The organism is Brevundimonas sp., from assembly GCF_030682035.1.
Lineage (GTDB): Bacteria > Pseudomonadota > Alphaproteobacteria > Caulobacterales > Caulobacteraceae > Brevundimonas.
This window is the reverse complement of sequence record NZ_JAUXQZ010000016.1, coordinates 56,327-82,337: the sequence shown is the minus strand read 5'-3', so window position 1 is coordinate 82,337 and position 26,011 is coordinate 56,327. Positions and strand designations below refer to the sequence as shown.

Here is a 26,011-nt window from a genome sequence, read left to right as displayed (position 1 = left end):
ACCGCGCCCATGACCGACGCCTCCGCCTCGACCGGCAAGACCTCATCCTTCGGCTTTCGCGATGTGGACGCGACCGAGAAGGTGCAACTGGTTCGCGGCGTGTTTGACAGCGTGGCCTCCAGCTATGACCTGATGAACGACCTGATGAGCGGGGGCGTGCATCGGCTCTGGAAGGATGCGGCGGCGGCGAAGCTGAACCCGCGGCCGGGCGAGACCATCCTCGACGTCGCCGGCGGCACCGGCGACATGGCGCGGCGCTATGCGAAGATGGCGCGGGCCGCGCAGGAACGGCGTGGCGGTGACGACGCCTCGATCATCGTGCTGGACTACAATGCCGGGATGATCATGGCCGGGGTGCACAAGGGCGGCGAGCCCGAGATGTCGTGGTCGGTCGGCGACGCCATGGCCCTGCCGATGCCCGACGCCTCGGTCGACGCCTATTCGATCAGCTTCGGCATCCGCAATGTCGCCGATATTCCTCAGGCGCTGAGGGAGGCGCGGCGGGTGCTGAAACCCGGCGGGCGGTTCCTCTGTCTGGAGTTTTCGCGGCCCACGGCCTCGGCGATCCGCAAGGCCTATGACGCCTGGTCCTTCCACGCCATTCCGCGCATCGGCGGCTGGGTGGCGGGCGATCGCGACAGCTATCAATATCTGGTCGAGAGCATCCGCCGCTTCCCGGACCAGACGACCTTCAAACGCATGATCGAGGATGCGGGCTTCAGCCGCGTGACCGTGACCAATCTGTCGGGCGGGGTCGCCGCCATCCATCACGGGTGGGCGATCTGACCAGTCCCGCCGACTACAAGACGGCGCCGCCGCCGCCGCTGGCCGAACCGGTGCGGCATCCGGTCGATGCGACCCTGCGGTTGCTCGGCTGGGGCTGGGTGCTGGTGCGCCACGACGCCCTCGCCCCGCGCGAGATCACGCCGCTGCTGCCGGTCTGGATCCGCTGGCTGGCGCATCTCCTGCACGTCTTCGGCGGCAAGGCGGCGCGCGACGGCCGACCGGGTCAGCGCCTGGGCAAGGCGTTCGAACACCTGGGGCCGGTGGCCATCAAATTGGGCCAGGTGCTGGCCACCCGCGCCGACATCTTCGGCATCGAGTTCGCGCGGGATCTGGGCCGGCTGAAGGACGCGCTGGAACCCTTCCCGGTCGAGCAGGCCCGGCGCGAGGTCGAGCGGTCGCTGGGTCGGCCGGTCGAGGCCCTGTTCACCGATTTCGGCCCTCCGGTCGCCGCTGCGTCGCTCGCCCAGGCCCATCCGGCCTGGCTGGCCGACGGGCGCAAGGTGGCGGTCAAGGTGCTGCGCCCCGGCGTCGAGCGCCGCGTCGCCCAAGGGCTGGATTCGATGCGGCTGGGGGCGCGGATCGCGGTCCGCTTCGTGCCGCTGGCGCGGCGGCTGGAGCCCTCGGCCTTCGTCGAGACCATCGCCCGGACGCTGCGGCTGGAGCTGGACATGCGGCTGGAGGCCGCCGCTGCCTCCGAGCTCAAGGACATTATGGACAAGGACGTCCTGGCGGGCGGCCATATGACCGCGCCGGCGGTGATCTGGGACGGCGTCGGCAAGCGCGTGCTGACGCTGGAGTGGGCGCCGGGCGTGGCCATGACCGATCCGGCCGCCGCCGACCAGCCGGGGTTGGACCGCAACGCCCTGGCCGACAATGTCGTGCGCGCCTTTCTGACGCAGGCGCTGGACCACGGGACCTTCCACGCCGACCTGCATGAGGGAAACCTGTTCTGCCATGCGCCGGCGGAGCTGACGGCGATCGACTTCGGCATCGTCGGGCGGCTGGGACCGGCCGAGCGGCGCTATCTGGCGGAAATCCTCTGGGGCTTCCTCAGCCGCGACTACGACCGCATCAGCCGGGTGCATTTCGAGGCCGGCTATGTGCCGCCGGAACACTCCGTCGAGGCCTTCGCCCAGGCCCTGCGCGCGGTCGGCGAGCCGGTCATCGGCAAGGCCGCGTCGCAGGTGTCGATGGGCCGGCTGCTGGGCCAGTTGTTCGAGATCACCGACCTGTTCGACATGCATCTGCGGCCCGAATTGATCCTGCTGCAGAAGACCATGGTCTCGGTCGAGGGGGTGGCCCGGCGGCTGAACCCCGATCACGACTTGTGGGCCGCGGCCAGTCCGGTGGTCGAACGCTGGATCCGCCGTGAACTGGGGCCGCAGGCCCAGGTCCGCGACGCCATTGAGGAGTTGCGTGCGACCTTGAAGGCGCTGGCCCGGCTGGCCCAGAACCCCCCGCAGCCGCAGACGGTGGTTATCCGCGAGGTCCACACGCCGGCATGGGTGGTCGTCTGTGTCACGCTTGCGATGTCCGCGGCCGCGGCCGCCCTTGTTCTGTCGCTTTGGCCCGGCATCGTCTGATCCAGTACTGGAGACGACCCACAATGAAGCCGCTTTTGATCGCCGCCGCCCTTCTGTTCGGTCCCGTCGCCGCCCAGGCCCAGGTCGCCGCCGGTTCCCTGCCCAACAGTTTCGATGCGCCTGCCCAGGCGCCTCGCGCCGCCGCGGTTCCGGTCGCAGGCGCGACGCCCGCCGTCCCCGCTGTCCAGGCTCCGGCCAATCCCAGGTCGGAAGAGGTGCTGCGGGAGATCATCGCCGGGGCCCAGGCCGGAACGATTGACTATTCGCTGATGACCGACGATCTGGCCGCCAAGGTTCGCGAGCAGGAAACCGCCATCCAGCCCTTGATCGCGGGATTCGGTCCGGTGCAGGCGGTGGACTTCGTCGGCGCCCAGAACGGCGCGGACCTGTTCGCCGTCACCTTCTCCAATGCGGCGACGCAGTGGGTGATCGGCTTCACAGAGGCGGACAAGGTCGCCGCCCTGCTGTTCCGCCCGGCGGAATAGGGTCTCAGTCCTCGCCGTCCGGCCGCCCGCGGCGGCTCTTGATCGTCGATCGTTTGGCCTTGCCCTCCAGCCGGCGCTCCTTCGAGGCCCGCGTCGGTTTGGTCGGCACGCGATAGACCGGGGCGACCGAGGCCTTGTCGACCAACCCCTGCAACCGTTCGATGGCGTCGGAGCGATTTCGTTCCTGGGTGCGATGGCGGACGGCGGTGATCAGGATGATCCCGTCCAGCGTCAGCCGGCTGCCCGCCAGCTTCATCAGCCGCGCCCGGACAGCCTCCGTCAGGGAGGGCGAGTTGCGGGCGTCGAACCGCATCTGCACCGCGGTCGAGACCTTGTTGACGTTCTGGCCGCCCGGCCCGCCGGCGCGGTAGAAATGGAACTCCAGCTCGCTCTCGGGAATGACGGTCACCGCCCCGACCCCGCCGGAATGACCCGCCTGGCCCGCACCACCGCCTGATCCAGCGCCTGCAGGAAGGCCGAGCGGTCCTTCGGCCCGAACGGCGGCGGCCCCGAGGTGGCGACGCCCATCGAGCGCAGGTGCTCGCCCACCATCCGTCCGGCCAGGGCCGACCCGATGGAATCCGGGGTGAAGGGCTGGCCGTTGGACTTCAGCGCCTGGGCTCCCGCCTTCAGGCAGCGGTCAGCCAGGGGAATATCGGCGGTAATGATGATGTCGCCCGGCCCCGCCCGCTCGGCGATCCAGTCGTCGGCGAGGTCGGGCCCGGCGTCGACGACGACCTGCTCAATCCATTGTTCGCGCGGGGTGTTGATCCAGCTGTTGGAGACCACGAACACATGCAGACCATAGCGCGCCGCCACGCGATAGACCTCGTCCTTCACCGGACAGGCGTCGGCGTCGATGAAGAGGCGGGGGGAAGCGGGCGCGGTCATGGGGGTGTGTGGTGTGGGGTTAGGGTGTGGGGGCTAGGAAGACACGCCGCTCATTACCCCGAGCCTGTTGTCCGTGAAACCTACCCGCCTTTCCCCACACCCCACACCCTATCGGCTGTAAGCCGGCGGCATCGCCCCTTCGCCGCCGGACGCATAGCGGTCGCGGAGCAGGAACTGGCGGCTGGTCGGGGCCTGTTCGGCGCCGCCGATGAAGATGGTCTCGGCGATGCTGAGCGGCTCCAGCGGATCGCCGGACCAGACCACCACATCGGCCGCCGCCCCGGCGCGCAGCTCGCCGAACTGGCCGGCCATGCCGAAGATGCGGGCCGGATTGACCGTGATCGCCTCGATGGCGGCGTCATAGGGCAGGCCGTGCGAAACGGCGTTGCCGGCGTTGTAGCGGGTTTCGCGGGCGCGGTGGATCGAGCCCTCATTGCCCTTGATGGCGATCAGCACCCCGGCGGCGTCCAGCGCGGCCGCATTCTCCATCCGCACGCCGCGCATTTCGAGGTTGCCCGGCAGGTTGGCGATGGGATTGAGCAGCACGGGCACATTGGCGGCGGCGATCTGGTCGGCGACGATCCAGCCTTCCTCGGCCCCGTCGAGGATAAGCTTGAGACCTTCCTCGCGGGCGAGGCGCAGGACCTGCTGGATGTCGGCGGCACGGTGGACGGTGACGATCAGCGGCATCGAGCCGTCAGCCACCGGGATCAGGGCCTCCAGATCGGCGCGTGATAGGCTCAGGTCGCGCAGGCCGGCGCGGTCATAGGCCGCCTTGTTGCGGGCATAGAGGCGGACCTCGGCCAAGGTTTCCTTGAACTGGGTGAACTGGGCCCCGCGGGCGCCGCCGGCGATGCCGGCTCCGGCCTCTCCGAAGGGGGCGACCATGGCCACCCGGGGCCGGACCAGGATGTCATTGCCCTGGGCCAGATGGATGACGGCCGCCTGGCCGGCGAACAGGCCCGGCGATTGCAGGCCGCCGGCGCCGACGCCGGCGAAGTCCGAGTCGTCCTGGTGATTGCCGCCGCCGCCGCCCGGATGGTTGGGAACCACAATGGCGCGGGTGATGCCGCCGAGACGCGCCACCGGCAGGGTGAAGGACCACGGGTCGAGGCCGTAGCTGACGTCGAACGAGGCGCTGACGGTATTGGCGCCATTGGTCAGGTCGTTCGCCCCTTCGACCGAGGAAATTTCCGAGCCGCCGAGACCGCTGTCGACCGCAACGAAGCCGGGCGAAACGACCTTGCCGCGCGCGTCGATGATGCGGGCGCCGGCAGGGGCGGCGCCGGTCCCGACCGAGACGACCCGGCCGTTCTGGATCACCACCACGCCGTTCTCGATCACCGAGGTTCCGGTCAGCACCCGGCCGCCGGTGATGGCGGTCAGGGACTGGGCGAAGGCGGGGCTCGACAACGCGACGGCGCAGGCGGCGCCGAGGATAAGGGTCCTGAGGCGCATCAGCGGGCTCCCTGCGGGATGGCGGCGGCCGACAGGCCGAAGCCCGGCTGGCCCAGTTCAAAGTCGGACAGCGGCTGATAGGCCGGGTTCATCCGGTCGAAGGTCAGGGCCCCGTCGATGAAGACCTGATCGGCACGGGCATAGACGCTGAACGGATTGGCGCTCCAGATCACGACGTCGGCGCGCTTGCCGGACTCGAGCGAGCCGGTCTGGTCGGCGATGCCGATCGAACGGGCCGCATTGAGGGTGATCCAGCTGATCGCCCGCTCCTCGGAGATATTCATGCCGATGCGGCGGCCGGCGGCCAGGGCGGCGGCGGCCTCCTGGTTCAGCCGCTGGGTCAGTTCGGCGTCGTCGGAGTGGATGACGGCGCAGGAGCCGGCGGGCGCATCGACGAGGGCGGCGTTGGCCTCGACGGCGTCAAGCGCCTCCATCTTGAAGCCCCACCAGCCGGTCCACATGTCGGCGCAGATGCCCTCGCGGGCCAGCAGCGGCGCGACCTTGTAGGCCTCGACGGCGTGGTGGAAGGCCGTGATCTCGTAGCCGAACTCATTGGCGATATCGATCATCACCGCCATTTCGTCGGCGCGGTAGCAGTGGTTCTGGACCAGCACCGTGCCGTCAAGCACGCCGGCCAGGGTCTCGAGCTGCAGGTTGCGGGTCGGGGGCGATCCCTCGCCGTCGTCGCGCCACTTGTCCCATTTGGCCTTGTATTCGCGCGCGGCGATGAAGGCGGCGCGATAGCCGGCGACATTGCCCATGCCGGTCGCGGGCGAAGTGTTGCGGCCCCCATAGACGCGGCTGGGGTTCTCGCCGCAGGCCATCTTCACGCCGTAGGGCGCGCCCGGGAATTTCATCCCCTGCATAGTCACCGAGGGGACGTTGCGGACCGTCACGGAGCGGCCGCCAAACAGATTGGCCGAGCCGGGCAGGATCTGGAGGGTGGTCACCCCGCCGGCGCGGGCGGCGTTGAAGCCGGGGTCCTGGGGCCAGATGGAATGCTCGGCCCAGACCTGGGCGGTGTTCGGATTGGTCGCCTCATTGCCGTCGCTCATCCCCGACACGCCGGGCGAGGGATAGACGCCGAGGTGGCTGTGCACGTCGATGATGCCCGGCGTCACGAACCGGCCGCGCGCGTCAACCACGCGATAGCCGCCGGGGACCGGGGTCGAGGCGTCGCCGACCGCGGCCACCTTGCCGTCGGTGACGATGACCACGCCGTTCTCGATCTTCTGGCCCGCGCCGGTGAAGACCGTGCCGCCGACGATGGCCATGTTCTCGCGCGGCAGGCCGCGATAGGTCGAGGGGAAGGGATCGGGGTTAGCGGCCTGGTCGAGACCGCGCGCCATCGGTTGGCGCGCCCCGTCGGTCGAGTCCGCCGGCTTGTCGTCGCCGCCGGTGGTGGCGCAGGCCGACAGGACCAGTGAACCCGCCAGCACGCAGGCGACGGTGGCGAGGCTGGAGCCCCGCAAGGCGTGAAGTCTCATCGAACGCTCCCCTGATGCGCCCGGTCGAAGCAGGGGCGCAGGTCGGAGCGGATTACAAAAGGGTCCGGCGCGATCCGTCAAAGCCGGAAACATTACAAACCGGTAAGGCGACTTTTCGCTTCGTCTTCGGACAGACCCTCGATCACCAGAATCTTGGTCCGTGACTGGCCGCCGCGCTGGATGGCCACAGCGGATTTCGGCACGCTGAGCGCCTTGGCGAGCAGCTCCACGAGCGCCTCATTGGCCTCGCCCTTGATGGGCCGGGCGCGGACGCGGACCTTGAGTACGAGGCGGCCTTCAGCGTCGACGTCCCAGCCGTCGATGCGGCCGGCGGAAGCGCCGGGGGTCAGGCGGATGGGGAGACGGACCATGGCGGTGGAAGATCAAACAGGCGGCAGGATTTCAATGCTGTACTCGCGAGGCCACTTTCGGTCTGTGGCGGACTTCAACCTTCTGGTGGGCCATCGAACGGTTGAGCGAAATTCTGAACCAAGGCCTCAGCGAAGACCCATGACGCTCCCATGCGTTCAATGAACGCGGTGCTCAATAGTGCGACCCAGCGAGCCTGCTGATCTGGTGGACTTTGCACATCGCATTCAGCGTTGATTGCCAGCTTGGCGAACTCCTCGGCTGTGACAACCCCGACCTCAGGCAGGAGGTCTTTCACATGCGTGGGATTGCCGTTCACCAACCCGCCGCAGAATCCGAGCCTGACGCACATGTCCCATAACAGGAGATCGAATGGCGTTGGGTGAACAACTTCTACTTCTCGCTTCTTGGCATCGCACCAGAACCGAATGCCTTTTTCACCGACGTCGGAAAACGTGCGGTCCACTGCTCCGTTCTCGAACGAATATCGTACGCCGATCCTGGCGAGAGTCGGCACCTCGTATCGCTCGCCGTCGGGCTCGAGCAAAAAACTCAAAGACTCCGCCGTCGTGTTCTCAAATACAGTGACTGGCATTGGGGCAAGCTAGCACGCTGGCACTGTAGATCGTGAATCGCTCGGCTTCCAACCAATGGTGGGCTTGGCCTTTGGCTCCCTCCCATGAAAGGGGCGCGGGCCCAAAGGCGTTGCGCACTTGTCATCCCGGACGCCGCAAAGCGGCGATCCGGGACGGATCGCCCCCAAAACCGGGGCCTCCGGAAATCGCGAAGCGGTTATCCGGCAGACGGGTGACCGTCGCGCAGCTGCTGACGCAGCTTCCGGGAGGATCAGGTCTGTGCGCGCCAGCGTCCCGGATCGCCGCTTTGCGGCGTCCGGGATGACAAGGCGCCGAACCCTACCCCAGCGCCTTCATCAACTCGGGCACCACCGTCTTGTAATCCCCGACAATGCCATAGTCCGCGACCTGGAAGATCGGGGCGTCGGCGTCCTTGTTGATGGCGACGATGATCTTGGAGTCCTTCATCCCGGCCAGATGCTGGATGGCGCCCGAGATGCCGATGGCGATGTAGAGGGCCGGGGCGACGACCTTGCCGGTCTGGCCGACCTGATAGTCGTTGGGCGCATAGCCGGCGTCCACGGCGGCGCGCGAAGCCCCCACAGCCGCCCCCAGCCGATCGGCCAGCGGGTCCATGACGGCGTGGAACTCCTCGGCCGACCCCAGCGCCCGGCCGCCCGAGACGACGATCTTCGCGGCACCCAGTTCCGGGCGATCCGACTTGACCATCTCCTCGCTGACGAAGGCCGCCTTGCCCCCTTCCGCGCCCGGCACGGTTTCGACCGATGCCGAGCCGCCTTCAGCCGCGGCGTCGAAACTGGTCGGGCGCACGGTGATGACCTTCTTGGCGTCGCCGGACTGGATCGTCTCCAGCGCATTGCCGGCGTAGATCGGCCGCACGAAGGTGTCGTTGGATACCACCTCGATGATGTCCGAGATCGGGGCGACATCCAGTTTCGCGGCGATGCGCGGCATGAAATTCTTGCCGTCGGTGGTGGCCGGCGAAAGGATGGCGTCGTAACCGCCGGCGAGGCCGGTCACGGTCGCCTCGACCGCTTCGGCCAGCTGATGACCCAGACCGGCGCTTTCGGCCAGCAGCACCTTGCGCACGCCGGCGATCCTGGCGGCGGCGTCTGCGGCGGCCTTCGAACCCTGACCGATGACCAGCACGTCCACGTCGCCCGACAGCTTCAGGGCGGCGGTGACGGTCTTGTGGGTGGTGTCGCGGACGGTCTCGCCGTCGCGGTCGGCTATAACCAGAACGGCCATTACAGGACCCCCGCGGTCTTCAGTTTCGCAACCAGTTCGGCGGCGTCGGCCACCTTGATGCCCGCCGAGCGCTGCGGCGGAGCCGTGACCTTGACCACCTTCAGACGCGGGGCCGTGTCGACGCCATAGTCGGCGACCGCCTTGACCGCGATCTCCTTCTTCTTGGCCTTCATGATGTTGGGCAGGGAGGCGTAACGCGGCGTGTTCAGCCGCAAATCGACCGAGACCACGGCCGGCAGGGTCGCCGACAGGGTCTGCAGGCCGCCGTCGACCTCACGCGTCACGGTCGCCTTGCCGCCGCCGATGACGATCTTGCCGGCGAAGGTGGCCTGAGGCCAGTCCAGCAGGGCGGCCAGCATCTGGCCGACCGCATTGTTGTCGCCGTCGATCGACTGCTTGCCCAGCAGGACCAGATCCGGCATCTCCTCGTCGACCACGGCCTTCAGCAGCTTGGCCACCGCCAGCGGCTCGAGGTCGGCGTCGGACTGGATCAGCAGACCCCGGTCGGCGCCCATGGCCAGGGCGGTGCGGATGGTCTCCTGGGCCTGGGTCACGCCGATGGAGACGACCACGATCTCGGTCACGGTCCCGGCGGCGTGATGCTCCTTGCCCTCCTTCATGCGGACGGCTTCCTCGACGGCGATCTCGTCGAAGGGATTCATGCTCATCTTGACGTTGGCGAGATCAACGCCGGTCTGGTCCGCCTTGACGCGAGCCTTGACGTTGTAGTCGATCACCCGTTTGACGGGGACGAGAACCTTCATTGTGCTATCCACGAAAGCGCCGGAATGTTGGGTGAGGGAATGGTACGCCTCACCCGGCCTGTCAACGTAACGCCGCGTCAACGGACCGGATCATCCGCCTCGCCCAGCCTCGGAACGCCCCCATGCATCGCCTCCTGACCATGAAACGGCTCAGCGTCCTGTTCCTGTCGATCTTCGCCGTGCTGATGGCCGGGATGTTCGCCTATGAGAACCTCGTCGTGGCGCCGGGCGACCGCTGCGAGGACGGTGGCAAATGGTGGGACGCCGAGACCCGCATCTGCGCCCAGCCCATCTCCATCGCCGAGATCACGGGCCGGCCGAATCCCGGCGAACGCGCCGCCGTCTCGGCCGAGAAGAACCGCGAACTGGTGGCGATAGAGGATTCGCTGGCCGCCCAGCAGCGGGCGCGTGACGCCGACGCCGACCGCCAGCGCGCGGCCCTGGCGGCGCAGTAGGGCTTAGCGCGTCGCGCCCGGCTTCCATTTTACGTCGTCGGCGCCGTTGGCGTTGGCCCGGCGGGCGGCGACGAACAGATGGTCGGACAGCCGGTTCAGGTAGCGGATCGCCGCCGGCGTCACCGCCTCGCCGGCTTCGATCAGCCGCACGGCCTCGCGCTCGGCCCGGCGCGCGACGGTGCGGGCCAGATGCAGGTGGGCCGACAGGGCTGAACCGCCGGGCAGGATGAAGCTGTCCAGCTCCTTGAGGCTCTCGTTCATCCAGTCGATTTCGGTCTCCAGCCGTTCGACCTGGCTGTCGATGATACGCAGGGCCTCCCATTTCGGCGCGGGATCGAGCGGTGTGGCCAGGTCGGCGCCGAGGTCGAACAGCTCGTTCTGAATCCGCCCCAGCATGGCGTCGATGCGGTCGTTCTGGCCGGAATGCAGTCGCGCGACCCCGAGAATGCTGTTCAGTTCGTCCACGGCCCCGTAGGCCTCGACCCGCCGGTCGCTCTTGGACACCGTCGCGCCGGACGCCAGCCGCGTCTGACCGCCGTCGCCGGTCTTGGTATAGATGCGGTTCAGGACCACCACCGGCTCAGCTCCCGTGCGTGGATTTCCACCACATGCCGACGCACAGCAGCACGATCGCCACGGCCTGTAGCCCCACCCTCAACCGCATCAGCTTGTTGGAACGCGAGCGGTCCTGGTCGCCGCCCTTGTGCAGGGAATAGATGCCGAACCCCAGGGTGACGGTCACCGCCAGGATCGCAATGAGGATGAGGATGTTGATGATGTCGCCCATGGCGGCAATCTAGGCGCGGTCGCGGGGCGAGGCCAGTGCGGCGGCGCCGCAGACAGGAAAGTCCGTCAACGGCCGACGGCGTAGGCCTGCGTCAGGACAGCGACGTCGAGTGAGGATATCCGGCCGCCCGACCCGCCAAGGAAACAGTTCCGTCGCTCCGCCTCGGCCCGCGCGGCGGGGGTGAAGGCCAGAGCCACCCCGCGCCGACGATGGGTCGGGTCCTCAAGGTAGTGCATGACCGAACAGGCGTCGTACTGTCGGGTGAACAGGACCCGCGGCGTCATCCCGACCCCGCCCGTCGGGGCGCGGGGGGCCGGAGCGGGTATAGCGAAACGGACGACATAGTTGCGCCGCCACAGGGTTTCGCGCTCGGCGAGGGCGACGGGTCCGGTTCCGGCGGGCGGGGGCAGGCGGCGGACCGTGAGCCAGGCGGAGCGGTCGCTGCGCTCATGCTCATGGTCAAGGCCCAGTACATGCCCGATCTCGTGCACCAGAACCCGATGACGGCAGTGTCCGCTCAGGATGAGAAAGCCCCGGGCGGTTGGCGGGGCTCCGTGTCCGGCCGATTGCTCGAGGGCGCCTCTTGGAGGCGGCCGGTCAATCGCTCCGCGCCCGACCGTCGCGCGGCAGCGGTTCGCGCCGTCGGCGGACTGGTGACGCAGCACGATCAGTCGGGGGCCTGAGGTCGCAGCCACAAAGCGGACCGGTGCGCCGGCCGTGGTCCAGGACTGCATAGCTAGCCGGACCGCCGCCTGGTCCGCGGCGGTGACGCCGGGACCAAAGCTGTAGCGAACCTGCCCGTCAGGCCACAAGCCGGTGCTCCGCTGTATCACGCCCGCGCTGGTCGGCGCCGCCAACGCCAGCATGGCTGCGAGCGCAGCGAGGCCCGTGAACCGACGCCCCCTGGTCCTGATCATTCTCTCTCCCGGCGCCATGCCGGGAAAGGCTATCAGGCCGTGGCCTAGTAGCGGTAGTGGTCCGGCTTGAACGGGCCCTCGGTCGGGACCGAGATATAATCGGCCTGCTCCTTCGAAAGCGTCGTCAGCTTCGCGCCCAGCTTGCCCAGGTGCAGCATGGCGACCTTCTCGTCGAGATGCTTGGGCAGGGTGTAAACCTGATTCTCGTAGGATTTGGCGTTGGTCCACAGCTCGATCTGGGCCAGCGTCTGGTTGGTGAAGCTGGCGCTCATCACGAACGAGGGGTGGCCCGTCGCATTGCCCAGGTTCACCAGCCGGCCTTCCGACAGCAGGATGATCTTCTTGCCGTCGGGGAACTCGATGTGGTGCACCTGCGGCTTGATCTCGTCCCACTTGAAATTCTTCAGGCCCGCGACCTGAATCTCACTGTCGAAGTGGCCGATATTGCAGACGATGGCGTTGTTCTTCATCGCCCGCATGTGGTCGACGGTCAGGACGTCCTTGTTGCCCGTCGCGGTGACGAAGATGTCGGCCTCGCCGGCCACGTCCTCGACCGTGACGACCTCATAGCCTTCCATCGCCGCCTGCAGGGCGCAGATCGGATCGACCTCGGTGACCTTCACCCGCGCGCCGCCCTGGCGCAGCGACGCGGCCGAGCCCTTGCCCACGTCGCCGTAGCCGCAGACCACGGCGACCTTGCCCGACAGCATGACGTCGGTGCCGCGACGGATCGCGTCGACCAGCGATTCCCGGCAGCCGTACAGGTTGTCGAACTTGGACTTGGTGACGCTGTCGTTGACGTTGATGGCGGGGAACGGCAGGTCGCCCTTCTTGGCCATTTCGTACAGGCGGTGCACGCCGGTGGTGGTTTCTTCCGACACGCCGCCGATGGCGTCGCGGATGGCCGAATAGAAGCCGGGCTTCTCGGCGATATAGCGCTTCATCACCTTGTAGAGGGCTTCCTCTTCCTCGTTCTGCGGGTTGTCCAGCAGGGTGCCGTCCTTCTCCGCCTTGGGGCCGAGCACGCACAGCAGGGTCGCGTCGCCGCCGTCGTCCAGGATCAGGTTCGGATAGCCGCCGTCAGCCCATTCGAAGATCTTGTGGGCATAGTCCCAGTATTCTTCCAGCGTCTCGCCCTTGGTGGCGAACACCGGGGTGCCGTTGGCGGCGATGGCGGCCGCGGCGTGGTCCTGGGTCGAGAAGATGTTGCACGATGCCCAGCGGACGTCGGCGCCGAGGGCCTCCAGCGTCTGGATCAGAACGGCGGTCTGGATCGTCATGTGCAGCGAGCCGGCAATGCGGGCGCCCTTGAGGATCTGTTGTGGGCCGAACTCTTCGCGCAAGGCCATCAGGCCGGGCATTTCGGTCTCGGCGATGGCGATTTCCTTGTTGCCGAACGGGGCAAGCGAGATGTCGCGGACGATGTAGTCGGTCATGGGCAGGGCGCTTTCCGGTCGATTGTTCGCGCGCCTAATAGACGGCGCAGCGCAAAGGAGCAAGAAACATATAAGGATATCCTTATGTCTCACGGAGGCGACGCGCCCTTGCCAAGGGTGTGGATCGAAGGCTTGATCCCTCTCTGGATGATCGGGGGGGGAATGGTAACGAGACGCATGTTGGTAGCTGGCGGCGCGAGCATCGCGGTCGGCCCTGTTCCGGCCTTCGCCCAGCAGGAAGCGATTGGTTCGGAAGGTCAGCGACGCGGTCGCGCGACGGTCCCGGTCTTCCTGAATGATCAGGGCCCGTTCCAGTTCGTGGTCGATACGGCCGCCAACGCCTCGGTCATCTCCAGCGATCTCTCGGAGCGTCTGCAGCTCGAATCCATCGGCGAGATCGGGATGCATACGCTGATCGGGCGGGAAGTCGTGCCCGCCGTCCGCGCCATGCGCCTGGAAAGCGGCGCGCTCGACGTCCGCTTCCTCCGCCTGGCGGTCGGGCTGCGATCGGCGATCGCGGGCCTGGACGGCCTGCTGGGCTGCGATCTTCTGGTGGACAGCAAGGTGATCCTGAATTTTCGCGGGACCCAGCGCGTCCGCATCGCGCGGTCCAACGCTCCGGCGAGGAATTTTCTCGACAGAATGTCCTCCGAGACTCCGCAGGTCGTCGCAGGGGAACGGCGGTTCGGCAATCTGCTGATGATACCAGCCTGGATCGGCGGCGATGCCGCGATCGCCGTCATCGACTCGGGCGCCGAGGGCACCATCCTGAATCGCGCCGCAGCCCGGACGGGTCGCGCCACCCCTTTGGTCCCCGCGGACGGACAGCGCCGAAGGCGGATCCAGAGCCCCACCGGCGAGGCGACGACCGGAGAGGCGATGTCCCTGCCGTCGCTGCGCTTCGCCGGCATATCCATCTCCGGCCTGCCGGTGGCGGTGGGCGATTTCCACAGCTTCGAGATCTGGGGACTCGCGGATCAGCCGGCGATCATCATCGGGCTCGACATCCTCCGGCTGTTCGATGTCGTCCACATCGATCTCAAGCGCAACGAGCTGAGCCTCCAGATCTGACCTTTTCGGGGCGTGGCGGAGAGCCTAAACAGCGCCTTATGACCGATCCCGCTCTCCCTCGCCACGACTGGACCCTCGACGAGGTCGAGGACCTCTTCGCCCGGCCCTTCATGGAACTGGTCTATGACGCCGCCACCGTGCACCGCACGTGGTTCGATCCGTCCGAGGTGCAGAAGAGCCAGCTGCTGTCGATCAAGACCGGCGGCTGCGCCGAGAACTGCGGCTACTGCTCGCAATCGGCCAGTTTCAACACCGGGCTGAAGGCCGAAAAGCTGATGGACGCCACGGTGGTCATCGCCGAGGCCATGGCGGCGAAGGCGGGCGGCGCCTCGCGCTTCTGCATGGGGGCGGCCTGGCGCGAGCTGAAGGACCGCGACACGCCGAAACTGGCGAACATGATCGCGGGGGTGAAGGCGCTGGGGCTGGAGACCTGCGCCACGCTGGGCATGCTGACCGCCGATCAGGCGAGGCAGCTGAAGGCGGCAGGGCTGGACTACTACAACCACAACCTCGACACCGGCCCTGAGTACTACGCCCAGGTCGTCACCACGCGGACCTATAAGGATCGGCTCGACACCCTTCAGCACGTGCGCGACGCCGGAATGGCCACCTGCTGCGGCGGCATCGTCGGCATGGGCGAGGCGCGGCGCGACCGGGCCAGCCTGCTGCATGCGCTGGCGACCCTGCCTGTCCATCCCGACAGCCTGCCCGTCAATGCGCTGGTGCCCGTCACGGGGACGCCGCTGGGCGAGCGGGTGAAGCGGGAGGGCCAGATCGACCCGATCGAATTCGTCCGCACCGTCGCGGTGGCGCGGATTGTCTGTCCGAAGGCCATGGTCCGCCTGTCGGCCGGGCGCGAGACCATGAGCGCCGAAATGCAGGCCCTGTGCTTCCTCGCAGGGGCCAATTCCATCTTTGTCGGCGGCAAGCTGCTGACCACGCCCAATCCGGAACAGGACGAGGACGCCGCTCTGTTCGCCCTGCTGGACCTCAGGCCGATGGAGCCGGCGGCGGTCGAGGCGGCGGCGTAACCCGGCCTTAAGCGCCGCGCGCTAGCCTCGGCGTATGGATCGTCGCGCCCTTCTCGGATTGAAGACCCAACCGCTCAAGACCAGCGAGGGCGGCGGCTCGGCGCAGGCCAGCTATCTGCGCCTGCCGACCATCACCGCCAATGTCAGGCGACCCGGCGGACGGCTGGGCGTGATGACGGTCGAGACCGGGATCGACACCCCCGACGCCGCCCTGCGCACCCGGGTCGCCCAGTCGGCCCCGCGCCTGCGCGCCGCCTATGCGGCGGTGGTCCAGCAGTCTGCCAGTGTGCTGCTGCCGGGAACCGCGCCCGACGTCGAACGGCTGGTCGCCCAGCTGCAGGCGGCGACCAATACAGTGATGGGCCGGGCCGGGGCGCGGCTGCTCATCGGGACGGTGATGGTCGTCTAAGGGTGGTCAGGCGGCCAATACAATTCGACCAAGACAACCTCGACAACGACCCGGGACATTATCGACAACAGCGACACGGACGACACCATCAGTCCTTGGTCGGACTGACCTGGCTCGCGTCCCCATAGGTCAGCGCCAGGAAAACGTCCTCCAGATCGGGATCCTCGGTGACGATGTCGGCGATGGTGACACCGGCGGCGCGGACGGCGGCCAGCACCTGTTCCACCGAGGACTGGCCCTTTTTATAGGTGACGGCGAAGGCGCCGTTGGGGCGGGCGACGGCCTCGAAGCCCTTGAGTTTGGGCAGGGCCTTCAGGGCGCCCTCGGGGGTCACCACCACATTTCGCGTGTCCAGCCGGCGCAGCAGCTGCGGCGTGGGCTCGCAGGCCACGACCTCGCCACGGTTCATGATGGCGATGGTGTCGCAGAGCTCCTGCGCCTCCTCGAGGTAGTGGGTGGTCAGCAGGATGGTCACGCCCTCGGCGTTGAGACGGCGGACGTATTCCCAAAGCTGGCGGCGCAGCTCGACGTCGACCCCGGCGGTCGGCTCGTCGAGGATCAGGATGGGCGGATTGTGCACCAGCGCCTTGGCCACCATCAGCCGGCGCTTCATGCCTCCGGACAGGGCGCGGACATAGGCGTGGGCCTTGTCAGAGAGGCCCAGTGCGGCGAGCAGCTCATCCGAGCGCCGCTCGTTCGCGGGCACGCCGTAGAAGCCGGCCTGGACCTCCAGCGCCTCACGCGGGGTGAAGAAGACGTCGGCGACGATCTCCTGCGGCACCACGCCCAGCGCCGCGCGGGCGTCGCGCGGCTGTTTGTCGATGTCGCGGCCCCAGACGGCGGCCGTGCCGCCGGTCTTGTTGACCACCCCGGCGAGGATGTTGATCAGGGTCGACTTGCCCGCGCCGTTGGGACCCAGCAGGCCGAACATGGAACCGCGGGGAATAACCAGATCGACGCCGCGCAGGGCGACCTTGGGCGGCGCCTTCTTCGAACCCGCATAGGTCTTTTCCAGCCCCCGGACCTCGATGGCGTTGATGGGCATGGCGGCGGCTTCAGGCATCGGCGGCTTTCGGGCGGTGACCGGTCTAGGTAGGCGCGCGGCCCGTCGTCGCCAAGGGCGGCCGACGCCGACGCCGCCCGGCCATGTCAATGACGCTTGACATAGCGGGGCATAATGTCTAGGACGCTTGTCATTATGAACAGTTCGCTTGACGGAGTGAAAGTGATGAACCGGACCAAGATGATCGGCTGGACAGCATTCGCCTTCTGTCTGTTGGGCTACGGGGCCTTCACCGCCGTGGTCGTCCTGAACCGGATGGGGGAGATCACCATGCGGGAGTCGATCCTGATCGGCGGCCCGGCCGCGGTGATCGGCGAGATCGGCCTGTGGGTCGCCGCCGGCTGCCTCGGCTGGTCGCTGTTCCGCAAGCGCAAGGCCCTGTTCGACCGGGTCTTCCGCCGCAAGCCCCGGACGGTTTGACGCCGGGGGTTCGTCCTTCTAGGGAGTCGGCCGTTGTCCGCCGCCACCAAGTCAGGGTCGCCCATGCCGCCGCGCTACGCCGATGCGATCATCCCCCCGCCGGAAGCCATCGTGGTCCCGACCAAACGCGTGGCCTGCGACGGCGGCGGAGCCTTGGGACATCCGCTGGTCTATATGGACATGGGCGGGGACGATTTCGTCGAATGCGCCTATTGCGACCGCCGCTTCGTGCTGAGCGCCCATCCGAAGCCCGAGAACGAATACCTCAGCCCGGCCGCGCGGCCGCCCGAGGCTCACTAGAGCGAAATCGGTCTTGGTGGACGCAGTCCGCCATGGCTCAGATTTCGCTCCAGTGTGATGCTGGACCATTTTCTGGGTTCAGGTCGATTCGACCTGAAGCAAACATGGTCTAGTCCTCGGCGGGCGGCGCAGGCATCAGGTCGCCGAACGGGGCGGCGTCTTCCAGAGCGCGAACGAAGGACGGTCGCGCCATCAGGCGGCTGTGCCAGGCCCGAAGCCTCGGCCGGTCGCCGAACGGAACCAGCCGGCGAGCATAGGTCAGGATCGGCGCCGCGCAGCAGTCGGCCAGGGTGAAGGTCTCGCCCGCACCCCAGGTCCGCCCGTCGGCCAGCCGTCCTTCCAGCCAGTCCCAGGCGCCGGCGAGAACGGCCGCGTCCTGGGCGTCGCCAAATGGGTCTTCATTCCCGGCCGGGCGGAATTTCCGCGGGATGATGCGGTTCATCGGGCCGCCGGCATAGGTGTCCACCATCCGATCGACCAACCGCGCCTCCAGCGCCGCCCCCGGGTCGGCGGGGATCAGCCGACCGCCGCCGGCCCGCCGGTCGAGATGCTCGATGACGATGCTGGACTCGTAGAGGGTCTCGCCGGTCGCCGTGTCCACCAGCGTCGGCATCTTGCCGAACGGCGACAGGGCGCGGAACTCGGCCATGACCGCCTCGTTCGCGCCCTCGACCAGTTTCAGCTTAAACGGAAGGCCGAGTTCATAAAGGGCGATGGACGCCTTCTGGCCGTAGGCGGCGTAGGGGTGGGACCACAGTATCAGCGACATGGTCAGTCCTTCGTCCGGTCGGCCCGACGGCCGATGCGCAGGTGGGTCGCGCGTTCGCCCGCCGTGCTCTCGATCACCTCGTAGCCGAGCGCCGGCAGGTCCAGCCCCGCCCACAGTGGTTCGCCCCGCCCCAGCAGCACGGGCGAGATCGCCACATGCATCTCATCGATCTGCCCGGCCCGCAGGTACTGCCGGATCGTTTCGGCTCCGCCGCCGACGCGGATGTCCTTGTCGCCGGCCAGCGTCCGGGCCTTTTCCAGCGCCGCCTCGATCCCCCCGGTCTCGAAGTGGAAGACCGTGCCGCCCTCCATCTCGATCGGATCGCGGGCGTGGTGTGTCAGAACGAGGACGGGAACGTGATAGGGCGGCTTCTCGCCCCACCAGCCCTTCCAGGCGTCGTCGGGCCAGTCGCCCCGGATCGGCCCGAACATGTTGCGGCCCAGGATCCACGCCCCCAGACCCTCCATGCCGCGCCGGCCGAAATCGTCGTCGACCCCCTCCTCTCCCCCGGTCTGGCCGAAATTCGCCCGACAGGTCCGGGTCGGAAAGAACCAGCGGTGCAGGCCCTCGCCGCCCAGGCCGAGGGGATGGTCAAGGCTCTGGTCAGGTCCCGCGCCGAATCCGTCGACCGAGACGGCGAAGCAATCGACGCGCACCTTGCCGGTCATGACGACATCTCCTCAAGCCGACCCCACGCGCGGGCCTTCGCCCAAGTCTCAACTTCCGGCGACAGGACGCAACCCCCCGTTAATCGACGAGGCGCACCCTCCGTTCAACGTCATTACGGAACGGTTCGATGTCGACCATCCAGACCTCCAGCTATCGCCGCCAGCGCGACCATTTCGAGCCCCAGGACATCGATCCGCAGGAGCAGCGGCGGCTGCGCGGTCTGCTGGAGCAGATCGACTATTCGACCTTCGTCGCCAACCGTGAGGTCATCGGCCAGATGCTGCCGAAGCTGGACGCGTCCATGTTCCAGAAGCTGGCCGTGCTGACGGCCACGGCGCGCGCCAAATGGGTTTCCGAAGGTCTGCGCCAGTCGGAATCGGGCGCACCGTCGACCCCCGATCAGATCGCGCGACTGGCTTCCGCCCGTTCCGCCTATGAAGAACTGGCCGAGGCCTATGAGGGCCTGCGCCGCATGGTCGAGCGCGGCTACGTCGCCATCCGCTAGCCGATAGGCTGGGGTCGCGTCGCAATAGGCGCATCGGGGTCAGTCGGGAGACTCTCGGCCGCGGTCGGGGGCGGGGCGGGGACCGGTGCGGGGACAATCTCGATCAGCGGCGCGGTGGTGGCCGCCGGCGGCGGGGCGACGACCTCGGGCGCCGGAGACGCGGGCCGGGCTGTCGAGGGCGGCGGCGTCCGCGCCGGGGCCGCTGCGGTTGAGGTCGGTCTGGCGGGCGGCGCGGCGACCACAGGGGCGGGAGCGGGCGCGGGCGCCTCGGCGGCGGCGTCAATGACGGGGACCGGAGTCGGCGGGCTCTCCGGCACGACAACTTCCGTGGCCGGGACGGCGGGCGCCGGCGCGGCTGCAACGGTCGGCGCGGGCGTCTCGACCGGCGGTCGGGTCCAGATCCAGCCGCCCAGGGCGAGGACGGTCACGGCGGCAAGCGCGATCCCGGCATAGAGCGGGGCTCGGCCGGGCGATTTGCTGACGGGCGGATTCGCGGCGGCTTTCGCCGCGACGGCGACCGGTTGAACCGGCGTGCGGTCGGGCGGCGCGGGAGAGCGAGCGGGCTCCGGGGTGCGAACCGGTTCCGGCTCTGCCAACGGCAGGGGACGGACCGTCAGGTCGGGCGTCGGGACCGCGGCGGCGGGAATGGACGGCGACGCCGGTTCTTCACGCGGTTGGGGCGCTCGCGCCATCGACGGGATGGCAGCCTGAGCCTGTGCCTGTGCGGAAGCCGGAGCGGCGCGCGGGATCATTGAGCCCGTCAGGATCCCCGGCGACATCTGCCTGCGGGGCGGGTCCGGCAGGGGGGGCAGACCGCCGCCCCTCGGCAGCGGTCCCGCGCGGAACACGGTCGCGGGCGACCGACCCCAGACCACGGGGCGACGGAAGGGCTCGGGCGTGCCGTTGAGCTTCTTGTCAGTGTCGGTGGGCATCGAAACTCCCGCGCGGATCAGGCGCGCTACATCAAACGCGGAGGGGAGCCAAGGTGTCCGCCGATCTGGCCCGTTTCGTGACCCGAAGCTGAAGAGCTCAGTTCTTCAGCCGGTAGCCGGTCCGGAACATCCAGCCGACAATGGCCAGACAGGTGAACAGAAAGCCCAGGGTGGCGGCCAGGCTGACCCCGATGCCGACGTCGCCTGAACCATAGAAGGTCCAGCGGAAGCCCGAGATCAGATAGACCACCGGATTGAACAGGGTGATCGTCCGCCACACCGGCGGCAGCATGTCGATCGAATAGAAGGACCCGCCCAGGAAGGTCAGGGGCGTGACCACCAGCATGGGGATCATCTGCAACTGTTCGAACCCGTTGGCCCAGATGCCGATGATGAAGCCGAACAGGCTGAAGGTCGTCGAGACCAGGATCAGGAAGGCCAGCATCTCGATCGGATGGAGAATCCGCAGCGGCACGAACAGGGCCGCCGTAGCCAGGATGACCAGCCCCAGCACCGCCGACTTGGTCGCCGCCGCCCCGACATAGGCGATGACGATCTCGAGCGGCGACACGGGCGCGGACAACAGCTCGTAGATGGTGCCGGTGAATTTCGGGAAATAGATACCGAATGACGCATTGAAGATCGACTGGGTGAACAGGCTCAGCATGATCAGGCCCGGCACGATGAAGGCGCCGTAGGGCACGCCGTCGATCTCTGTCATCCGGCTGCCGATGGCCGAGCCGAAGACCACGAAATACAGGGACGTGGTGATCACCGGGGTGACCAGCGATTGCCACACGGTGCGCAGGGCCCGCGCCATTTCAAACTTGTAGATGGCCCAGACGCCACGACCGTTGAAGCTCAGGGAACTCATGCCGCGGCTCCGGTCGTCTTGTCGCGATGAACCAGGCTGACGAAGATGTCCTCCAGCGAGCTTTCGCTCGAATGCAGGTCCTTGAAGTCGATGCCGAGCGCGGCCAGCCGCTTGAGCAGCTCGCCGATGCCGGTTTCCTCCTGCTGCGTGTCGAAGGTGTAGACCAGGGAGTTGCCGCCCTCGGCCAGTTCCAGCGGCAAGCCGGCTAGCGCTTCAGGCACGGCCTGTTGCGGTGCGCGCAGTTGCAGCGTGAGCTGCTTCTTGCCGAGCTTGCGCATCAGCACGTCCTTGTCTTCCACCACGATGAGCTGGCCCTTGCTGATCACGCCGATGCGGTCGGCCATTTCCTCGGCTTCCTCGATGTAGTGCGTGGTCAGGATGATGGTGACGCCGCTGTCCTGCAGCTTGCGCACCATCTGCCACATGCCCTGGCGCAGCTCCACATCGACACCGGCGGTCGGTTCGTCGAGGAACAGGATTTGCGGCTCGTGCGACAGCGCCTTGGCGATCAGCACCCGGCGTTTCATGCCGCCCGACAGCGTCATGATCTTGCTGTCCTTCTTGTCCCACAGCGACAGGTCGCGCAGCACTTTCTCGATGTGGGCGGGATTGGCCGGCTTGCCGAACAGGCCGCGGCTGAAGCTCACGGTGGACCAGACGGTTTCAAACGCGTCGGTCGAGAGTTCCTGCGGCACCAGCCCGATCTTGGCGCGTGCCGCGCGGTAGTCGTGCACGATGTCATGCCCGTCGGCCAGCACACGGCCCGAACTGGGCTTGACGATGCCGCAGACGATGTTGATCAGCGTGGTCTTGCCCGCGCCGTTGGGCCCGAGCAGCGCGAAGATCTCGCCGCGCCGGATGGTGAGGTCGACCGACTTGAGGGCTTCGAAGCCCGAGGCGTAGACCTTGCTGAGCTTTTCTATGGAAATGATGTCTGGCAATTCGGGGTTCCGGTTGAGGCTGGCGCGATGAAGCCGTGCCAGCCTGCGCCACTGTAACTGGATCGGGTGAAAGCTGCTGGCGCGGGGGCCGGCCTAGAGATAACTGGTGATGGCAGGTGCCTCAGACCACTTGTCGTGTTTGCCGTCCACATAGGTGATGGGCGCCGCGGCCAGCTCGTCCGGCGTGGCATTTTCCAGGCAACCGATGTTCACAGCATAAAAGGCCTGGCCGTCGGGCATGCTGCCCATGCCGAAGGGGCGCACGCCGCAGTGTCTGCAAAACAGATGCTGGTTTTTCCCGGTGTTGAAGCGGTAGGACGTGAGTTCCGGCTGGCCCGCGAGCATCCGGAAGTCCTGCGGCGCTACGGTGGCCAGCCAGAAGCGGTGGCGCGTGCAGATCGAGCAGTTGCAGCGGTAGGTGCTGGCGCCGAGGTCGATGTCGGCTTCAAAACGGACGGCGCTGCAGTGGCAGCTGCCTTGAAAGGTCTTTTTCATGCGTGTGTTCAAAGTCAGGGGTGGGGATAACGGAGTTCCGGTGGCCATGCCCATCTCGCCGCTCCAGAAATGCCGCAGGCTGCCGTCCTGCCGCGTGAACACGTTGAAGGCCGGCACATCGGCGTCGTCCGCACTCACGTAATCGCGCGTGTAGTCGCCGCTCATATCCGAGTACAGCAACAGGCGCCGCCAACCGCGCTCTTTCTTGAAGGCCAGCAGGCGCTCTATCGGCGAACGCGCCACCACCGCCAGGGCCACGCGCTGCATCACGTCTTCGGCCTCGCCGTCCCAGGCCGACAGCAGCGAGGTGCACATCGGACAGGGCTGCTTGCGCTGCGGCCCGAACATATAGCTGTAAACCGCCAGCGAGGCGTGCCTGCCGAAGAGCTGAGAAAACTTCACCGGCCCGTCCTCGCCGACCAGCTCGTAATCTTTCGGCAACACGCCGCCCGGCGGCAGTTCGCGGCGCTGCTGCGCCACGCGTTCGATATGGCGGCGCAGCTCGATTTCTTCGGCCAGCAGCGCGTCGCGTGCACGCCGGTAGCCCGCGCTTTCATTCGGGAAGCGCACGCCGTTGGCGGCGGCCAGCTCTTTGGCCGGTTTCAGTGCCTGTGTTGTGCTCATGGCAGCCTGGAGTTGCTTATTTCACGCGCCGGTAGGTCGCCGTCATGAAACGTTTCCAGCTGCCGTCCGGCTGCAGGGTCTGCGAATGCAGGCTGCGTTCGTCCTTGCTGATGATGGTGATCACGTCCTGGTACTTCGCCGTGCTGCCGTCGCCGGTAAAACTCGGGCCTTCGGTGTCCAGGGTCAGCACTTTTTTGGCGGCGTCGAGCTGGCCGTCGTAGAAAAACATGCCGGGCATCATGGATCCGGCCCAGCTGCCGACAAACTTCTTTTTGGCGATGTCATAACCGAGCGTCATCAACATATAGCCGGTGTCTTGACTGCCGGGCATCTCGCCCTCGCCTTCGCAGACCACAAAAAAGCCGCCCAGCGCGCGCACATGTTCCTTGCCCGTGGTCCGGCTCACGGGCTGGTCCGGGCCCATGTCACATTCACCGACCATGGTCCAGTCGCCCAGCATCTGCTGCAGCCATGCGTGTTCCTGTTGGGGTTTGGCGTCCATCATTTTTCTATCTCCTTGGGTTGTTGGTACGGGGGTTCCGGCGGTTCACAGGTAGCCGGTGATGGGGGGCGGGTTGGCCCAGTCGTCATGCGCGCCGTCTTCATACCGTATCGGTGCGGCCGCCAGCTCCTGGGGCGTGGCATCGTTTAGGCACGCCACGTTGACGCAGAAAAAGTCGCCGCCCATGACGGGTTCGCTGGCGCTGACGAAAGCGTAAACACCGCAGGTCCTGCAAAAGGTGTGGTCAATCGAGCCTTCACCGAAGCGGTAGTGCGTCAGGTTTTCCGCGCCTTCAAGCAGCCGGAAAGCTTCGGACGGGACGTGGTTCTTCCACATCCGGGTCTTGCCGCAGAACGAGCAGTTGCAGCGCAGTGTGGATGCGAACCACGGGCCAGGCCGGATTTGAGGTGAGCGCCGGCCTGGCGGCGCGAGGTCGATGTCGCACGAGAATTTCACCGCGCCGCAGTGGCAACTTCCGTGTCGGGTCCGAATCACCGCGCTGCTCCCGTCATCAAGTCGACGCGGTCATGACCATCCACGGCACGCCAAACCGGTCGCGCAGCATGCCGAAAGAGGAAGTCCAGAAGGTTTTGGTCAGGGGCATCTGCACGCTGCCTCCTTCGGACAGTGCGTCGAACAAGCGTTTTGTTTCCGTGTCGCTGCCGGCGCTCAACGCCAGCGTGACACCCTTGAATTCGGCGCTTCCTGGCCCCATGCCGTCATCGGCCATGAGCTCGGTCTCGCCAATCCTGAAAGCGGCATGCATGATCTTTTTCTCGTAGCCCGGTGGCGCCTTCATTGCCGGGTCGGGGCTGTCGCTCCAGCGCATCAATGTGGTCACTTCGGCGCCTGCGCTCTTTTTGTAGAACTCCAGCGCCTCTTCACAGCGGCCTTCAAACGACAGATAGGATTGGACTTGCATGACATTCTCCTGGGGGTGGTTTGGGTTGGAAAAGTGAAAGTGGCGCTGCAGGCCGGCATACAGCCGCAAGGTCTCCGTCACCATGGGCTCATGCGGCCTCTGCCAGTGCGGCCGGTTCGGCCCGTTCAGGGAAGGGCTCGCGCCAGGCCGGCAGCGCATTCATCTGCGCATGCCAGCGCCGGATCTCGGGAAAGTCCTGCAGCGGCAGCTGCGCCTGCTGCGCATAAGGCAGGCTGATGGCCACGGCAAAGTCGGCAACGCTCAGGGCATCGCCGACCAGGTAGCGGCGCCCGCGCAAATGCGCATCCAGCACCGCGGCAAAACGCAGGAAGCCCTGGGTGGCCTGTTGCACTTCTGCGGGGTCGGGCCCGCCGATGCCGAAGCGCGACTTGATGATGTGTTCGAAATACAGCGTGCCGGTCTGCGGCGCAAACTCGGTGGCGTCCCACATCAGCCAGCGCAGCACCTCGAACTGGCGCGCGTCGGTCGGCCACAGGTCCGAGCCGGCCTTGCGCGCCAGGTAACACAGGATGGCATTGGACTCCCACAGCGTGGTGTTGCCGTCCACCAGCACCGGCACCTTGGCGTTCGGGTTCATGGCCAGGAAGGCCGGGGTCTTGTGCTCACCCTTGCCCAGGTCCACATGGACAAATTCCACCGGCAGGTTCAGGTAGCGTGCCAGCGCGCAGACCTTGCGCGGGTTCAGCACGTCGAAGTAATACAGCTTCATGCCGACCCTCCGGCCTCTTCATAGGCCTGTTGCAGCCTGGGTCCGTCCAGCTTGATCATCTGCATCATCACTTTCATGACATGTTCGACCTTGCGCGGGTCCTTGTCGGCCAGCACCGTGCGCATCACGCTGGGCACGATTTGCCAGGACACGCCGAATTTGTCGGTCAGCCAGCCGCAGGCCTGCACGCTGCCGCCTGCGGACAGCCTGTCCCAGAGTTCGTCGACCTCGTCCTGTGTCGGGCAGTCGACCATCAGCGACATGCCGGGCGCAAAGCCGAAGTCCTGACCGGCATTGAGCACAAAAAAGGTCTGGCCGGCGATCTCGAAACTGCCGCTCATGAAGCTGCCCTTGGGGACCGGGGCGCCCTCGCCGTAACGCTGGGTCTCGCCGGCTTTGGCGTTGCGGAACACCGAGGTGTAGAACTTGAGCGCCTCTTCGGCCTGGTCCTTGAAGGTCAGGAAGGTGGTGATTTTCTGCATGTGTTTTCTC

Annotated in this window: 34 protein-coding genes; 10 read left to right on the top strand and 24 right to left on the bottom strand. The window is 67.1% G+C overall.

Annotated elements, in window-relative coordinates; translation table 11 throughout:
* Positions 1-9: 9 nt before the first annotated feature.
* The 3 genes from Q8K49_RS03470 to Q8K49_RS03460 are packed head-to-tail and all read left to right on the top strand — an operon-like array spanning position 10 to position 2,854.
* Positions 10-786, top strand: a complete 777-nt coding sequence (locus tag Q8K49_RS03470) for a class I SAM-dependent methyltransferase (protein WP_305304092.1) — start codon at positions 10-12, stop codon at positions 784-786.
* Positions 774-2,369, top strand: a complete 1,596-nt coding sequence (ubiB, locus tag Q8K49_RS03465; protein ID WP_305304091.1) for a 2-polyprenylphenol 6-hydroxylase — start codon at positions 774-776, stop codon at positions 2,367-2,369. Before Q8K49_RS03470 ends, ubiB begins: the two co-directional genes overlap by 13 nt.
* A gap of 23 nt (positions 2,370-2,392) precedes the next feature.
* A complete protein-coding gene (locus Q8K49_RS03460; protein WP_305304090.1) occupies positions 2,393-2,854 on the top strand; it encodes a hypothetical protein in 462 nt (153 codons plus the stop codon).
* 4 nt (positions 2,855-2,858) lie between these two features.
* Here the strand turns inward: Q8K49_RS03460 and arfB are convergent, their stop codons facing one another.
* From arfB to Q8K49_RS03420, 8 genes are all read right to left on the bottom strand, one after another.
* Complete coding sequence (gene arfB, locus Q8K49_RS03455) at positions 2,859-3,263, bottom strand: alternative ribosome rescue aminoacyl-tRNA hydrolase ArfB (RefSeq protein WP_305304089.1); 405 nt, start codon at positions 3,261-3,263, stop codon at positions 2,859-2,861.
* Complete coding sequence (locus Q8K49_RS03450) at positions 3,260-3,745, bottom strand: YaiI/YqxD family protein (protein ID WP_305304087.1); 486 nt, start codon at positions 3,743-3,745, stop codon at positions 3,260-3,262. The genes arfB and Q8K49_RS03450 overlap by 4 nt, the downstream gene beginning before the upstream one ends.
* 108 nt (positions 3,746-3,853) lie before the next feature.
* Positions 3,854-5,203, bottom strand: coding sequence for an amidohydrolase family protein (locus tag Q8K49_RS03445; RefSeq protein WP_305304085.1), 1,350 nt, complete (start codon positions 5,201-5,203; stop codon positions 3,854-3,856).
* Positions 5,203-6,690, bottom strand: coding sequence for an amidohydrolase (locus Q8K49_RS03440; RefSeq protein WP_305304084.1), 1,488 nt, complete (start codon positions 6,688-6,690; stop codon positions 5,203-5,205). The genes Q8K49_RS03445 and Q8K49_RS03440 overlap by 1 nt, the downstream gene beginning before the upstream one ends.
* Positions 6,691-6,782: 92 nt before the next feature.
* Positions 6,783-7,061 (bottom strand): DUF167 family protein, encoded by a 279-nt coding sequence (locus tag Q8K49_RS03435; protein ID WP_305304082.1) that lies wholly within the window; start codon positions 7,059-7,061, stop codon positions 6,783-6,785.
* A gap of 74 nt (positions 7,062-7,135) precedes the next feature.
* Positions 7,136-7,654: a hypothetical protein gene (locus tag Q8K49_RS03430; protein WP_305304081.1), complete on the bottom strand. Its 519-nt coding sequence runs from the start codon at positions 7,652-7,654 to the stop codon at positions 7,136-7,138.
* A 319-nt stretch (positions 7,655-7,973) separates the two neighbouring features.
* The gene (locus Q8K49_RS03425) at positions 7,974-8,903 is read right to left on the bottom strand and encodes an electron transfer flavoprotein subunit alpha/FixB family protein (RefSeq protein WP_305304079.1); all 930 of its coding nucleotides are present in this window, start codon (positions 8,901-8,903) and stop codon (positions 7,974-7,976) included.
* A complete protein-coding gene (locus tag Q8K49_RS03420; RefSeq protein ID WP_305304078.1) occupies positions 8,903-9,667 on the bottom strand; it encodes an electron transfer flavoprotein subunit beta/FixA family protein in 765 nt (254 codons plus the stop codon). The genes Q8K49_RS03425 and Q8K49_RS03420 overlap by 1 nt, the downstream gene beginning before the upstream one ends.
* Positions 9,668-9,789: 122 nt before the next feature.
* On the opposite strand from Q8K49_RS03420, the gene Q8K49_RS03415 reads away from it, so the two are divergent.
* A complete protein-coding gene (locus Q8K49_RS03415; RefSeq protein ID WP_305304076.1) occupies positions 9,790-10,122 on the top strand; it encodes a hypothetical protein in 333 nt (110 codons plus the stop codon).
* 3 nt (positions 10,123-10,125) lie between these two features.
* Here the strand turns inward: Q8K49_RS03415 and Q8K49_RS03410 are convergent, their stop codons facing one another.
* The 4 genes from Q8K49_RS03410 to ahcY all read right to left on the bottom strand — a co-directional run bounded on the left by Q8K49_RS03410 (position 10,126) and on the right by ahcY (position 13,262).
* Positions 10,126-10,698 carry a cob(I)yrinic acid a,c-diamide adenosyltransferase gene (locus tag Q8K49_RS03410; RefSeq protein WP_305304075.1) on the bottom strand — a complete coding sequence of 191 codons (573 nt, stop codon included), beginning with the start codon at positions 10,696-10,698 and terminating at the stop codon, positions 10,126-10,128.
* Positions 10,699-10,702: 4 nt separating this feature from the next.
* Positions 10,703-10,909: a twin transmembrane helix small protein gene (locus Q8K49_RS03405; RefSeq protein WP_305304074.1), complete on the bottom strand. Its 207-nt coding sequence runs from the start codon at positions 10,907-10,909 to the stop codon at positions 10,703-10,705.
* 65 nt (positions 10,910-10,974) lie between these two features.
* The gene (locus Q8K49_RS03400) at positions 10,975-11,826 is read right to left on the bottom strand and encodes a M12 family metallopeptidase (protein WP_305304073.1); all 852 of its coding nucleotides are present in this window, start codon (positions 11,824-11,826) and stop codon (positions 10,975-10,977) included.
* A 44-nt stretch (positions 11,827-11,870) separates the two neighbouring features.
* Positions 11,871-13,262, bottom strand: a complete 1,392-nt coding sequence (gene ahcY, locus Q8K49_RS03395; protein WP_305304071.1) for an adenosylhomocysteinase — start codon at positions 13,260-13,262, stop codon at positions 11,871-11,873.
* A gap of 84 nt (positions 13,263-13,346) precedes the next feature.
* Here ahcY and Q8K49_RS03390 point away from each other — a divergent pair, with 84 nt between their 5' ends.
* From Q8K49_RS03390 to Q8K49_RS03380, 3 genes are read left to right on the top strand one after another with little or no spacing between them, the layout of a single operon-like run.
* Positions 13,347-14,333: an aspartyl protease family protein gene (locus Q8K49_RS03390; RefSeq protein ID WP_370867722.1), complete on the top strand. Its 987-nt coding sequence runs from the start codon at positions 13,347-13,349 to the stop codon at positions 14,331-14,333.
* Between the two features lie 38 nt (positions 14,334-14,371).
* A complete protein-coding gene (gene bioB / locus Q8K49_RS03385; protein ID WP_305304069.1) occupies positions 14,372-15,364 on the top strand; it encodes a biotin synthase BioB in 993 nt (330 codons plus the stop codon).
* 34 nt (positions 15,365-15,398) lie between these two features.
* A complete protein-coding gene (locus Q8K49_RS03380) occupies positions 15,399-15,773 on the top strand; it encodes a Tat pathway signal protein (RefSeq protein WP_305304068.1) in 375 nt (124 codons plus the stop codon).
* Positions 15,774-15,861: 88 nt separating this feature from the next.
* On the opposite strand, the gene Q8K49_RS03375 is transcribed toward Q8K49_RS03380, so the two are convergent.
* Entirely contained in the window at positions 15,862-16,836 is a 975-nt protein-coding gene (locus tag Q8K49_RS03375; protein WP_305304067.1) for an ABC transporter ATP-binding protein, read from the bottom strand.
* 165 nt (positions 16,837-17,001) lie between these two features.
* Between Q8K49_RS03375 and Q8K49_RS03370 the strand changes: the two genes are divergently transcribed.
* Both Q8K49_RS03370 and Q8K49_RS03365 read left to right on the top strand, forming a co-directional pair.
* Positions 17,002-17,256 (top strand): hypothetical protein, encoded by a 255-nt coding sequence (locus Q8K49_RS03370; protein WP_305304065.1) that lies wholly within the window; start codon positions 17,002-17,004, stop codon positions 17,254-17,256.
* Between the two features lie 63 nt (positions 17,257-17,319).
* Positions 17,320-17,556, top strand: a complete 237-nt coding sequence (locus Q8K49_RS03365; protein ID WP_305304196.1) for a zinc-finger domain-containing protein — start codon at positions 17,320-17,322, stop codon at positions 17,554-17,556.
* A gap of 109 nt (positions 17,557-17,665) precedes the next feature.
* Here the strand turns inward: Q8K49_RS03365 and Q8K49_RS03360 are convergent, their stop codons facing one another.
* A complete protein-coding gene (locus tag Q8K49_RS03360) occupies positions 17,666-18,325 on the bottom strand; it encodes a glutathione S-transferase family protein (RefSeq protein WP_305304064.1) in 660 nt (219 codons plus the stop codon).
* A gap of 2 nt (positions 18,326-18,327) precedes the next feature.
* Positions 18,328-18,993 (bottom strand): dihydrofolate reductase family protein, encoded by a 666-nt coding sequence (locus tag Q8K49_RS03355; RefSeq protein WP_305304063.1) that lies wholly within the window; start codon positions 18,991-18,993, stop codon positions 18,328-18,330.
* Between the two features lie 128 nt (positions 18,994-19,121).
* Between Q8K49_RS03355 and Q8K49_RS03350 the strand changes: the two genes are divergently transcribed.
* A complete protein-coding gene (locus tag Q8K49_RS03350; protein WP_305304061.1) occupies positions 19,122-19,499 on the top strand; it encodes a hypothetical protein in 378 nt (125 codons plus the stop codon).
* Here the strand turns inward: Q8K49_RS03350 and Q8K49_RS03345 are convergent.
* From Q8K49_RS03345 to Q8K49_RS03305, 9 genes are all read right to left on the bottom strand, one after another.
* Positions 19,496-20,431 carry a hypothetical protein gene (locus tag Q8K49_RS03345; protein ID WP_305304060.1) on the bottom strand — a complete coding sequence of 312 codons (936 nt, stop codon included), beginning with the start codon at positions 20,429-20,431 and terminating at the stop codon, positions 19,496-19,498. The two genes, Q8K49_RS03350 and Q8K49_RS03345, sit on opposite strands and share 4 nt — an antisense overlap.
* Before the next feature lie 97 nt (positions 20,432-20,528).
* Complete coding sequence (locus tag Q8K49_RS03340; RefSeq protein ID WP_305304059.1) at positions 20,529-21,305, bottom strand: ABC transporter permease; 777 nt, start codon at positions 21,303-21,305, stop codon at positions 20,529-20,531.
* Positions 21,302-22,246, bottom strand: a complete 945-nt coding sequence (locus tag Q8K49_RS03335) for an ABC transporter ATP-binding protein (protein WP_305304058.1) — start codon at positions 22,244-22,246, stop codon at positions 21,302-21,304. Before Q8K49_RS03335 ends, Q8K49_RS03340 begins: the two co-directional genes overlap by 4 nt.
* A gap of 93 nt (positions 22,247-22,339) precedes the next feature.
* Positions 22,340-23,365: a DUF899 family protein gene (locus Q8K49_RS03330; protein WP_305304057.1), complete on the bottom strand. Its 1,026-nt coding sequence runs from the start codon at positions 23,363-23,365 to the stop codon at positions 22,340-22,342.
* Positions 23,366-23,381: 16 nt separating this feature from the next.
* Positions 23,382-23,870: a DUF1579 domain-containing protein gene (locus tag Q8K49_RS03325; RefSeq protein WP_305304056.1), complete on the bottom strand. Its 489-nt coding sequence runs from the start codon at positions 23,868-23,870 to the stop codon at positions 23,382-23,384.
* Positions 23,871-23,912: 42 nt separating this feature from the next.
* A complete protein-coding gene (locus tag Q8K49_RS03320; protein WP_305304055.1) occupies positions 23,913-24,362 on the bottom strand; it encodes a GFA family protein in 450 nt (149 codons plus the stop codon).
* A 16-nt stretch (positions 24,363-24,378) separates the two neighbouring features.
* A complete protein-coding gene (locus tag Q8K49_RS03315; RefSeq protein WP_305304053.1) occupies positions 24,379-24,873 on the bottom strand; it encodes a VOC family protein in 495 nt (164 codons plus the stop codon).
* Positions 24,874-24,877: 4 nt separating this feature from the next.
* The gene (locus Q8K49_RS03310) at positions 24,878-25,519 is read right to left on the bottom strand and encodes a glutathione S-transferase family protein (protein WP_305304049.1); all 642 of its coding nucleotides are present in this window, start codon (positions 25,517-25,519) and stop codon (positions 24,878-24,880) included.
* Entirely contained in the window at positions 25,516-26,001 is a 486-nt protein-coding gene (locus Q8K49_RS03305; RefSeq protein WP_305304048.1) for a VOC family protein, read from the bottom strand. The genes Q8K49_RS03310 and Q8K49_RS03305 overlap by 4 nt, the downstream gene beginning before the upstream one ends.
* Positions 26,002-26,011 lie beyond the last annotated feature (10 nt).